The 12,024-nt window shown below is 67.9% G+C and carries 8 protein-coding genes; 4 read left to right on the top strand and 4 right to left on the bottom strand.

Annotation, left to right across the window (positions count from 1 at the left end; all coding sequences use genetic code 11):
• Window positions 1-66: 66 nt before the first annotated feature.
• Together ABZ783_RS28880 and ABZ783_RS28875 are read right to left on the bottom strand one after the other, a co-directional pair.
• Window positions 67-942 (bottom strand): oxidoreductase, encoded by an 876-nt coding sequence (locus tag ABZ783_RS28880; protein ID WP_357443582.1) that lies wholly within the window; start codon window positions 940-942, stop codon window positions 67-69.
• Between the two features lie 142 nt (window positions 943-1,084).
• Complete coding sequence (locus tag ABZ783_RS28875) at window positions 1,085-1,330, bottom strand: hypothetical protein (protein ID WP_357443580.1); 246 nt, start codon at window positions 1,328-1,330, stop codon at window positions 1,085-1,087.
• A gap of 96 nt (window positions 1,331-1,426) precedes the next feature.
• Here ABZ783_RS28875 and ABZ783_RS28870 point away from each other — a divergent pair, with 96 nt between their 5' ends.
• The 4 genes from ABZ783_RS28870 (at window position 1,427) to ABZ783_RS28855 (ending at window position 8,395) form a co-directional block, all read left to right on the top strand.
• Window positions 1,427-3,109, top strand: a complete 1,683-nt coding sequence (locus ABZ783_RS28870) for a glycosyl hydrolase family 28-related protein (protein ID WP_357443578.1) — start codon at window positions 1,427-1,429, stop codon at window positions 3,107-3,109.
• A gap of 473 nt (window positions 3,110-3,582) precedes the next feature.
• The gene (locus tag ABZ783_RS28865; RefSeq protein WP_357443576.1) at window positions 3,583-5,007 is read left to right on the top strand and encodes a glycoside hydrolase family 28 protein; all 1,425 of its coding nucleotides are present in this window, start codon (window positions 3,583-3,585) and stop codon (window positions 5,005-5,007) included.
• A 238-nt stretch (window positions 5,008-5,245) separates the two neighbouring features.
• Complete coding sequence (locus ABZ783_RS28860; RefSeq protein WP_357443574.1) at window positions 5,246-7,633, top strand: glycosyl hydrolase family 28 protein; 2,388 nt, start codon at window positions 5,246-5,248, stop codon at window positions 7,631-7,633.
• Between the two features lie 324 nt (window positions 7,634-7,957).
• A complete protein-coding gene (locus ABZ783_RS28855) occupies window positions 7,958-8,395 on the top strand; it encodes a hypothetical protein (protein WP_357443572.1) in 438 nt (145 codons plus the stop codon).
• Window positions 8,396-8,492: 97 nt separating this feature from the next.
• Here the strand turns inward: ABZ783_RS28855 and ABZ783_RS28850 are convergent, their stop codons facing one another.
• Both ABZ783_RS28850 and ABZ783_RS28845 read right to left on the bottom strand, forming a co-directional pair.
• Window positions 8,493-10,706: a hypothetical protein gene (locus ABZ783_RS28850; RefSeq protein WP_357443570.1), complete on the bottom strand. Its 2,214-nt coding sequence runs from the start codon at window positions 10,704-10,706 to the stop codon at window positions 8,493-8,495.
• 305 nt (window positions 10,707-11,011) lie between these two features.
• A complete protein-coding gene (locus ABZ783_RS28845; protein ID WP_357443568.1) occupies window positions 11,012-12,001 on the bottom strand; it encodes a LacI family DNA-binding transcriptional regulator in 990 nt (329 codons plus the stop codon).
• Between the last annotated feature and the right edge of the window lie 23 nt (window positions 12,002-12,024).

Below are 12,024 nucleotides of genomic sequence, written 5' to 3'. Positions count from 1 at the left end.
GGTTTCATGCGCTTCGCATGCTGCTCGACCAGGTCGGCGACCTCGGCGGGGTCGACCGGCGTGGCGCTATTCGAGGCTGGCCAGTTCGTCCGCGGACAGGCGAAGCGCGCCGGCGGCCACGTTCTCGACCAGGTGATCCGGGTTGCCCGTTCCCGGGATGGCCAAGACGTGCGGCCCGCGACTCAGCGTCCAGGCGATCCGGACCTGGGCGGGCGTGGCGCCGTGTGCGCGTGCGACGGCGAGGACCGTGCCGTTGTCGGCGACGCCGCCGGCCTCCCGTCCCTTACCGGCGAGCGCGAAGAACGGCACGAACGCGACGCCCTGCTCGCCACACGCGCGGAGGGTTTCGTCGCTGGTGCGATTGTCGATGCCGTACGCGTTCTGCACACACACGACGGGGGCGATCGCCTGGGCCTGAGCGAGATGCTGCGGGCGGACATTGGAGATGCCCAGGTGCCGGATCAGGCCGGCGTCGCGCAGCTCGGCAAGCGCACCGAAATGTTCGGCGATCGAGTCGAGGCCGTGCTGGCGCAGGTTCACCACGTCCAGCTGGTCGCGGCCGAGCTGGCGCAGGTTCTCCTCGACCTGCCCACGTAGCTGATCCGGCCGGGCCAGGGGCAGCCAATCGCCCGACGGATCCCGGCCGGGGCCGACCTTCGTGGTGATGACCAGATCGTCGGGGTACGGCGCCAGCGCCCGGTTGATCAGCTCATTGGCCGAGCGCAGCGAGGAGAAGTAGAACGCCGCGGTGTCGATGTGGTTCACCCCCAACTCGACCGCCCGGCGCAGCACACCGATGACCCGGTCGCGGTCGCTTGGCGTGCCGAGGTTGAAGGCGGCGCTGCCCGTCAGTCGCATCGCGCCGAAGCCGATCCGGTTGACGGTCAAGTCGCCGAGCGTCCACGTACCCGCCGCAGCCGCGGTGATCTTTCCGGTAGGCATCGGACGAACATAGCCATGGCCCCTGACCTGCGCAGTCGGTCGTGTGCCCGATGGTGCCACGCCAAGATCCCTGTTAGATTTCTTAGCGTCAGGGGAGCACTGCAACTGTCCCGGCGGCCCGGACAGCTGATGGCAGGCCCGCCTAGGGCCCGGCCTGGCCGGCCGCGCGCAAGGGGCACCCCGTGCCGATCCGCGCGGCGAGGTCGTCCCGCAGGGCGGCGAGTTCGGCCATTCGGGCGTCGATGACGTTGATCTTTTCTGTGAACAGCGCCGACAGCGCTTCCGCGGTGTCGGGTGAGTCGCGCAGTTGCTCGCCGTTCCCTCCATTGGCAACTTCTGCCCGCCTGCGGACCGACGACCGCGCGGAGGAAGATCGGTATTGAAACAAGTTTCAGTCTCGTAACGCATTGACCGGCGGCCAACCCTTTGGTGTCGTGAACCTCGCACCGCAAACGGTTTCACCCGTACGCGCGGAGGAGTTGCCATGCCGCAGATCAGCCGTCCCGCCATTACCCGACGAGGGCTGTTCGGCCTGGGGGCAGCCACCGCCGCCACGACACTCGCCGGCACCGCTCGGCCGGCGCCGGCGGCGGCGGTGGAGACCGCCGGGCCATCGGGGGACGCCTCCACCGAACTCCTGCAACAGTGGCGGGAGGCCCCCGGCTGCCACCCGCTGCTGCCGGACGTGTCCGCCGCCGGCTACCGGCTCGGCGAGCGCCCGCCGACGCCCCCGGTCATCGCCAAGGTCACCGACTTCGGCGCCCGCCCCGACGGGACGGACTGCACGGCGGCATTCAACGCCGCCGTGCGCCACGCCGGCGAGCGCGGCGGGGGAGTCGTCCTCGTACCGCCGGGGACCTACACGCTGTCCGGGCCGGTCTGGATGCACTGGTCTTCAGTAGTGCTGCGCGGGGCAGGCCGCGACTCCACCGTGCTGCACTTCACCCGCCACCTCGAGGACGGCTACCGGCCGAACCGCCAGCCCAACGGAAACAGCCGCTGGTCCTGGACCGGCGGCCAGATCTGGTTCGTCTCGCCCGAGCGCCGCGCCCGCTCCGAGGCCGAGGACTACGCAGGAACCGAAGGGTGGCTGCTCGGTGACGTGCTCGCCGAGGTCGGCGTCGCCTCCCGCGGTCAGCGGACCCTCCTGGTGTCCACCACGAGCCGGCTGACTCCCGGAGACATGCTCGTCCTCGAGTGCCAGAACCCGGCAGACGCGAGCCTGCTGAAGCACCTCGCCGGCGACGTCCCCGGCACCCGGTACTACGACTGGCTACGCGGGGCGCCCCAACTCGTCACCGGATCCGGCGGGCAGTACGTGCAGTACGCGACCCTGCAGTGGCCGGTGCGGGTCGAAGCGGTGCTCGGCGAGCGGACCGTCCGGCTGGCCCAGCCACTCAAGTACGACCTCCGGCCTGGATGGCCGGCCCGCCTGCGCGCCGTCGGCCCCACCGTCCACGACGCCGGCGTCGAGCACCTCACGATCAGGAACGAACTCGTCCCGCAGACCGCGCACAACAGGCATCCGGGCTCGAACGGGGTGTGCTTCCAGGCGGTCCATGACTGCTGGGCGCGGGATGTCCGCGTGGAGAACTGCGACCTCGGTTTCGGACTCACCTCCGCCAAGTCGATCACCATCACGGGAGTCACCGTCGGCGGACGCGCCGCCCACCACAGCTTCGCCTGCCGCATGCAGTCCAACGACAACCTCGTGGAAGACTTCGAGATCGAACGGTTCACCGTCCCCGTTCCCTCAGACGCCATCCATCACGGGCTCAACCTGGAGGGACTGTCGGCCGGAAACGTCTACCGAGGCGGCCGCATGGCCGAGGGGACCTTCGACTCCCACCGGGCAATGCCCTTCGAGAACGCCCGGACCAACATCACGCTCGAGAACAACGGGCGGGTCGGTGGCTCCGCCGCGTCGGGTCCCCTCTTCGGCGCCCGGATGACCCACTGGAACGTCCGCATCACCAACGGCCGCCAGTACGCGGTCACGATCGCCGACGTGGCGCCGCGCAGCCTCACGGTGGGCGTGCAGGGCGTCGAGTACACCAGCAGCGGGCTGACCCGCGATTTCTCCGGCGACCTGGAATCGCTGCTCGCCGCCCACGGGTCAGCACCGTCGGTCGAGGACCTGTACGTGGCGCAGCGCGGACGGCGCTAACGATCTTTGGTCGCTAGGACGCCGTCTGCTGCGCGGCGGAACTGGAACGTACGTGGGAGTCGACGCGGCTCAGTTCTGCGGCGGATGGCCGGAGAAGCCGGACAGAGGAAGGGATTTGGCCACATCCGGTCAGGTACTAGCGACTCGCTTCGATGGCTCGATACTCTGACTCGCAGGATTGCCCGACGTGTCGTCCTGCGCCATTGCGCCGGAAGCCGGGCACCGGCTAGGCGCGCACGCCCGCCCCGGGGCTGGAGAGCACTGGCGACCAACGGGGCGGCGGCCGGGCTGCCGGCACCATGCCGGGTGGTGCGCTGGGAGGGACTCGTGCCCGCGTTGTGAGGCACGAAGCCCCGCAGCTCGTCTGGGCAGCGCTCGCTCCGCTCTTGAAGGGTCTTGCCGAGTAAGGGAAACGACGACAACCAAGGAAAAGGTTTACCCACGCCTTGGTCAACCAATCGAGGAGGCTTCCCATGCCGAGCCAACCGAGCCGCCGCACGTTTCTCCGCAGCATCGGCGCCGTGGGGCTGGCGGCCTATGCGCTGCCGTCCGGCAGCGCCGCGGCGTCCCCGTTGCCGCCGGGCAACCCGTGGGCCCGGGCCGAGTACATCAGCGGCAAGGTGCGCCGCCCCCACTTCCTCGACCGCTCGTACGACATCCGGCAGTTCGGCGCCGTTGGCGACGGCGTCACCCACTGCACCGAAGCGATCAAGCGGGCCATCCAGACCTGCCACGCCGCAGGCGGCGGCCACGTGGTCGTGCCAGCCGGTCGGTGGCTGACCGGTCCGATTCACCTGCTGAGCAACGTCAACCTGCACGTCACCGCCGACGCGGTGGTGCTGTTCAGCCGGCGCCCCGCCGACTATCTGCCCGCCGTGCTGACCCGGTTCGAGGGGGTCGAACTCTACAACTACTCGCCGCTGATCTACGCGTACGAGCAGGAGAACATCGCCGTCACCGGCTCTGGCGTCCTCGATGGCCAGGCCGACATGGAGAACTGGTGGCCCTGGTGCGGTGCGGCCAAGTTCGGCTGGAAGCCGGGTGACCCGCGGCAGACCGAGGCCAGGAATGCGCTGTTCGCGCAGGCCGAGCAGGGAGTTCCCGTCGAGCAACGGGTGTTCGGCGACGGCGCCTACCTGCGGCCGTCCTTCGTCGAGCCTTACCGCTGCCGCAACGTCCTCATCGAGGGAGTCACCATCGTCGGGTCACCGATGTGGGAGATGCATCCGGTGCTGTCCGAGAACGTGCTCGTGCAGGGTGTAACGGTCAACTCGCACGGGCCGAACAACGACGGCTGCAACCCGGAGTCCAGCCGCATGGTCGTCATCCGTGACTGCACCTTCGACACGGGAGACGACTGCATCGCGATCAAGTCGGGGCGGAACGCCGACGGTCGGCGCGTCAACGTGCCGAGCGAGGACATCCTCATCGAGGGCTGCACGATGCGCGACGGCCACGGCGGCGTGACGATCGGCAGCGAGATGTCCGGCGGTGCCCGCAACGTTTTCGTGCGGGACTGTGAGATGTCCAGCCCCAACCTCAACATCGCGCTGCGGTTCAAGACCAACAGCGTTCGCGGTGGCTTCATCGAGGCCTTTCATGCCCGCGACCTGACCATCGGGGAGGTCGGCGGGTCCGTGATTGACATCAACTTCTTCTATGAGGAGGGTCCCGGCCATGGCTTCACCCCGATCGTCGGCGACATCGACGTCCGCAACGTCATCGTGGGGACCGCGACCCGGGCGCTGAACCTCCGCGGCTACGCGGACGACCACATCAGGGGGATAACCCTGACCGACATCGACTTCGGCGCCACCCGCCAGCCCAACGTCGTCGAATACGTCGACGACCTCGTCCTCAAGAACGTCCGCCAGAACGGCGTGGAGCTGGTGATCTGAGCCTGGCCCGGACCCGAGCCGAAGAGTGGCCCGGCGGGTGTTCTGTCCCACGGTGCTCTGGAAAGGCCGGAGATCGTCGTGCTCGCCGGGCCTTTGGTGCCCGGCACAGCGAGGTGGCCGCGCCGACTGGATGACGCGGGACGAACGCGCCAGCCATCGGCTGTTCCTCGAAACATGAACGGTAACGACACGCACACCGGAGGTCATACCGATGAAGAGGCGAGGTAGGAGACGGGTCATGCTCGTCGCGGTTGCCGCGCTGGTGGTCGCAAGCGCACCACGCGTGGCATGGGCAGATCCCGTCGAATCTCAGGCGAGCACGGCGGAACGGCGTTCCACCGGGACCGTCGTTGTCGCCAAACAGAACGAATCCGGCATGATAAAAACTGTCGGGACCTCGACCATCACTGTCAGGAACGGCGTGACCGTTCAACAACTCAAGGCGCAGATCGTCGCCAAGGACACGTCGAGACAAAGCCACATCGTGGTGAACAAAGATCATCAGGAGAAGCGGTCGGGCGTCATCGCCGACGGCGATCAGCTCCAGGTTACCGCCGAGAATGGCGAGGACCGATTCGCTTATCGGTTGGCAATCTACGACCCGGACGCCAAGAAAAGAGACGGCGCGTACTGGAACGAGGACCAGTACAACGAGATAGACCAGACGGTCAACGCCAACACGCCGACCTTCAAAGACAACTACTGCGACATCACCGACCCGAAGTATGCCGGCCTGGTGCGACGCGTCACCGAGACATTCTACGTCGGAAATCAGGCCGACAACCCGGCGAACAAGACGTCACCGTTGGTCGCAAGCTCGCAGGAGGTGTGGTACTACACCGAGGCGATTCATGCAGCTATCAGAGACTGTCACGAGAGCGGCGGTGGTATCGTCGTCATCCCCGCCATGGGCTCACGCAACGCCAACGGCGCCTACTACTCGGGGGCGATAACCCTCCTGAGCAATGTCAACCTGCGGATTGAGACCGGTGCCGTGGTCAAGTTCATGCGGAACAAGACCAACAAGTACTACCCGGTCGTCCTGAGCAGTTATGAGGGGACCGACTTCTACAACTTCTCTCCGCTGATCTACGCGCTCAACCAGACGAACATCGCGGTCACTGGCGGCGGGACCCTCGACGGCCAGGAGGACATGTGGAACTGGCGACCGTGGAAGAAGGGCTACTGGGGTGAGCCGTCGGTGGAGAACAAGAGCCTCGACGCTCCGTACGGTGAAAACGGCATCCTCAACCAGATGAACTTCGAGGACGTGCCGATCAGAAAGCGAATATTCACCGACGACGGGCACATGCCCAGCGCGGTCCCGGTGATCGACGGGGACACGGTAAAACACGTTCCGCCGCCAGCGGACGCGGTGGCCATGAAGTCCACCTTCCGGCCGCATTTCATCGAAACGAACCATTCCCGCAACGTCCTCATCGAGGACGTGAAGATCAGGAACACGCCGTTCTGGATCGTCCACCCGCTCAACTCCGAGAACGTACTCATCAGAGACCTCGACATCTACAGCGACAAGACCAAAGACTTCGAGGCCACCGGCTGGAACAACGACGACGGCACCAACCCGGAGTCCTCCAAGAACGTCGTCATGGAGAGGAACCGCGTTACGGTCAGCGATGACGGTGCCGCGATCAAGGCCGGCCGAAACGTCAATGGCAGGATGCACCGGCAACCAAGCGAGAACATCATCGTCCGGGACTCGCTGTACAACAACGACAACATCGGCACGTACTCTGCCGCGGTCTCGATGGGCAGCGAGATGTCGGGAGGCATCCGGAACGTGTTCATCGAACACAACGAGTTCGGTGGACCTGGGCTGGCGATGATCCTGAAGATCAAGACGAACTCGTACCGGGGCGGATTCGTCGAGAAGATCTATCTCCGGCACAACCTGCTGAAAATGGCGCGGTCCGCGATGGTCCAACTCGACAGCAACTACTCCGAAACCGTGTCGTTCCCCAACGCCGACATCTTCAACCCGACGGTCCGCAACATCTACCTGGACGACGTCAACACCGCGCCGACGATGACTCCGGGCAGAACCACGTTCCAGTTCTCCAGCGCAGCCTCGCGCTCACCGGTGCAGAACGTCTACTATCGGAATTCGACCTTCCACACGAGCAACACGCTGCAGGCCGCCTTCAACTCGAACAAGAACATAAAAAACCTGGTTGTCGAGAATGTAACCTACATCGACCCGTCGACCGGAGCGGAGACGGTCTACAACACGACACCGCTGAACGTCCTGGACGAGACGGTAGCCCACGCAGGTGACGAGACCGTGCAACTGACGCCGGTGAGCGTCGGCAACCCGAATGTGATCAACAAGGTCTCCGCACACAGCTTCACGATCACCGGCCAGGTCGACCTGGCCACATACCCCGGCTTTTTAGTCGGTGGCACGGCCCGCATCTTCGTGGACAGGAGTGGCACGGCGATTCCGGTGACCGTGAACGCGGACGGCTCCTTCACGAGTGGCACGATCACGCTGAACGACGACCAGTACTGGTACACCGATCGTCACTATGTCGCGCTGAACCTGTTCAACGGAATCAACATCAACACGATCGTCTACCACGTGGCCGCGGACGCAGGAACCTCTTGAAGTCCCTGACCATTCTCGCCGGGTGGCCGCACCGAACCGCGCGGCCACCCGTGAGACGGTCTCGCGCCCCTATCCGTGCGGCCAGGCGACGCCTCGCCCTCGAAGGTCGATCCCGCAGATGCTGCGTCGGCGGTTCGGCGACCTGACCACCGCCCACGTCGCCGACGCCTGCCTGCGGGCCGGCGTCCCGGTGCACTGCGGGCCGCCCGGGACGCGGCCGGTGGTAACCGGCGGACGGGCCGTCGCGGGGTGGGTGCTGCCGACCCGCCACGTCGGCAGCGTCGACCACTTTCTCGAGGCCGTCGACCGGGCCGCGTCGGCGACGTGCTGGTGGTGGACATCAGCCCGCGTACGGGCGAGGCCTGCGTCGGCGACCTGATGGGCCTGGAGGCGCAGGCCGTCGGCCTGGCCGGCCTGGTGGTCGGGGCCTGCACCGGGACACCGTCGACATCCGGGCGGTCCGGCTGCTGGTGTTCAGCCTCGGCGCCATCCCGACCGGCCCACTGCGCCTCGACCCCGGCCCTCGGACGCGCTGACCTCGGCTCGGGTGGGCTGTGGACGGTCGATGCCGGCGACGTTGCGCTGGTCGACGAGGACGGCGCGCTGTTGTGCCGGGTGGACCGGGTGGGGGAGGTGTTCGACCTCGCGGAGTCGATCAGGGACGCGGAGCGACGGCAAGCCGACCGGAGTGAGCCGGGGAGCTGCGCGCTCAGATTGGCCTCAGGGCACATCTGGCCGCCCGCGCCGAGAATTCAGCGCTGACCTTGCGGAACACCTGCGGGCAGTGGGGCGGGGCGATCGAGGAGTGAACTTGGGGGCGGGTGACCGGCGAAGCCGGCCACCCGCCCCCGTTCGTCCGTCACAACGCCGGGGCAAGCCCCTCCCACCGAACCACCCAGCCCTCCGGGAACCCGGGTGCGGTGCCGTCGGCGCCGGCCGCACCGCCCGGCACGTCTGGGGAGTCACCCCAGCCCGCGCACATCATCGCAACGGCGTAGAGCAGCCCGCCCGCGGCCGGGAAGTATGGCGAAGGGACCCCCTTCTTGCCACTGGCCGGCAGCCCAGTGTCGGTGAAGCCGAGTCGCTCGTGCAGCAGGAAGTCCACCGCCCGTACAGGGTCCCCCAGGCGGGCGGCGTTCATCGCCAGCAGCGGGAAGTCCCAGCTGTACAGGTCGGTCACCGGCCACGTCTCGTACACCTTGGCGGTGGTCGCCCGCATGGTCTCGACGTCCACGCCGTCGCCGGGCAGCATGCCGTACGGGGCGACCGGGTCGGGGTGGTTGGTGTTGAACCGGGTCCACATGTCCGGCACACCCTCGTAGAGCACGTACCGGCCGTCCTGCACGGGCAGCGGCGCCAGCCGGGTGAGCACGTCGTCCCACCGCGCGTCGCGGCCCAAACCGAGGCGTTCGCGCCACTGCTGGGCGATCCGCAGCCCGAACCGCCAGTACGACAACTCGAAGGTCGGGTTCGTGGTGGCCCCGGCGGGGTTGCGCTCGTTGGCGCACATCAGCGGCGGCCCTAGAACATAACGGCCGGTGCCGTCATCGTGGGCGAACGACGCTATGAACTCGGCGCTCTCGAAGATCACCGTCTGCCACTTGAGCAGCGTCCGGCGGGTCGGGTGGGCCTGGTAGTCGAGTTCGGCCAAGAAGATTGGGTGCGGCTGCTGCCAGAGCAGCAGGGCGGTCGGCACGTTCGGCGACTCGCGTCCGGTCGCGTCACCGACCGCGGTGGTCATCTTCGGCCACCGGGCGCCCCGGAAACCCTGCTCGGCGGCGAGCTGCCGGGCGCGCGGCAGGAACCGGGAGTAGATGTCGGTGCTGCGGTCTAGCAGCGGCCACCGGTCCCAGAGCGCGTAGTGCGCGGCGTGCCACCAGTACATTTCCATGTGGAACTTGCCGTACCAGCCGTTGTTCACCAGGCCCGACTCCTGCGGCGGCTCATTGCCCGCCTCGTTGACGGCCAGGTGGTACTGGCTGAGCACGATCCGCCGCTCCAGTTCCCGCCACCGGGGATCGCTGCTGCCGGACAGGTCGACCGCCCCTCCCGTGTGCCAGAAGCGGGGCCACCAGGACGCGCTCTGCGCCGACACCTCGGCGGCTGGTGGGGCCGCCCGGTCCACCTCCGGTGCGAAGTGGCAGGTGAGGTCGAGCCGCTCGGAGCGCCCGCCGGTGATCCGGTAGCGGTGCCGCGCCGGGTCCTCCTGGGTCACCGTCGCGCCGGCGGTGAAGGCGAGTGCGACCTGGTACTCGGTCTCGTCCAGGACGTGCATGATCACCGCGCCGGCGGCGCCGCGGGAGGACAGGGTGGTGGTGTGTGCCTGCGGCCGGTCCCAGAAGCCGACGTACGGGGCGGAGAACTTGTCCTGCCCGGCGGCGGTCGCGTAGGGAAAGTCGAGGAATACCGTGAGCCGGCCGAGCGCCACCAGGGGCGAGGTGATCCGGACGCCGACCGCGTCGATGCCGGGGTGGCAGGAGGTCTCCACGGTGACCGGATGCCCGTCCAGCCGGAAGCTGCTGTGCAGCAGCCCGGTCCAGGTGTCCAGCCGCTGCACCGTGTCGGTGAGGTCGGCCTCGGTGGCCTCGGTGCCGTCGGCCCTCAGCAGGTGCAGGCCGATCCGGCCGAGGTTGATCCGGTGCGGGTTGCCGCGCAGCCAGTTGTGCAGCTCCGGCTCGTTCTTGTCGCCGGTCCAGTAGTAGACCGGCCGGCCGTAGGTGTCCCAGACCGTGCCCTTGTAGTCGGCGACGGTCTTCCCCGGCGGCAGGGCGTCGCTGTGCCAGCCCCAGTCGGACAGGGTGGAGAACGGGACGAACGTCTGCAGGCCGGTGACGTCGGCGCCGAAGGCGAACCGGCCGTTGCCCACCTGGACGGGCAGTTCCCGGTCGCTGGTGTACCGGACGATCGGGTGGCGGGAGACCACCGCCCGCCGGTCGATGCGCGGTCCGGGCTGCGGGGGCGCCTGCGCCGCTGCGGCCTCTGCGGCGAGGACCTGGGCCATCAACGGAGCGGCGGCGAGCGCGCCGGCTCCCCGCAGGACAGTGCGTCGGCTGATTCTGGGTTCTTCGGTCATTTGCGCCTCTCCTCGGGCGGGACGATGCCTCGTGGTTCGGGCGAACGTGAATCGATTCAAGGACCCGGGTCACGCTACAAAGGCACCGGCGGCGACTACAACCCTTGCCGGCGAACTCGGCCGGATCCGGCCACCCGCCCCCGGCCACGCAGCGGGCTTCGCGAGCATGCTCGCGGGGCCCGCGGGCACGGTTACCAGGAGGCCGGCTCGCCCTTCTGGTACAGCCACGTCGAAGAAGGCGTCGAGGTTTTCCGGTGGTGTTGGTGGTCTGCAGGCGCTCGTCGCGTTCGCTGCGGCCGCGCCGCTCAGGCGCGGCGTTCCGCTGGGCCGGACGACTCGCGAAGCACCAGCTCGGTAGGCAGACGGATCGCCTCGCCCTCGCCCTGTCGTGCGGCGAACTGCTCGATCACGAGCTCTACCGCGAGCCGACCGGCGTGCGACCCGGGTCCAGCCAGGGTGGTCAACGAGGGATGGACGAAGTCGGCGGCGAAGATGTCGTCGAATCCGATCACGCTGATGTCGGCCGGGACTCGAACACCGCGCTGGGCGAGGCGTCGGATGATGCCGATCGCCAGGAGGTCGTTGTGAGCTACGACCGCCGTCACATCGGTGCGTAGTGCTCCGTCGGCGGCGGCCCCGCCGTTGGCGACGTTGGGGGTGTACGGACCGATCCGGTGTGCCGTCAGACCGTGCGCTTCGGCCCCGGCGCTCAGTGCCGCCCAGCGCGCCGCACCCATCCAGGAGCTGGGTGGCCCGGCGCAGTAGGTGAGGCTCTGGTGCCCGAGCGAGGCCAGGTGTTCCAGGATCTGCTGACAGCCCGCGGCGGTGTCGAACGTGACGCTGGTCAACCCGGGCAGCTCTCGATTGAACAGGACGATCCGGTGCAGTTTGGCGAGGTCGCGCAGGACCTCGTCGCGGAGTCGGCTGGAGGCCAGCAGGAACCCGTCCACGCCAGCGGCCAGGTCGCGAATCTGGTTCTCCTCGATGCGCCGGGATTCCTCGGCGTTGACGATCACGAGAGTGACGTCGGACGCCTTCGCGCGCTGCTCCGCGCCGCGGATCAGCTCGAAGAAGTGGGGATTGGTGATGTCGGACAGCACCATGGCGATGGTGCGGTGGCGTGGACCCGGAAGGGCGCGGTTCTGCGGTCTGTGCTGGTAGCCCAGCTGTGCGGCGGCAGCGACTATCCGCTGTCGCGTCGCTTCGTTGACCCGGCCGGGCTTGTTGAACGCCCGGGAGACCGTCGATGCGGCCACGCCGGCAGCTTGCGCGACATCGAAGATGGTGGGCTCCACGAACGCATCTAGTCACGACAATG

This window comes from Micromonospora sp. NPDC047738 (assembly GCF_040642675.1).
Classification (GTDB): Bacteria; Actinomycetota; Actinomycetes; order Mycobacteriales; family Micromonosporaceae; genus Micromonospora.
Note: the sequence above shows the minus strand (reverse complement) of the source record. Positions and strands in the feature narration are given on the sequence as shown.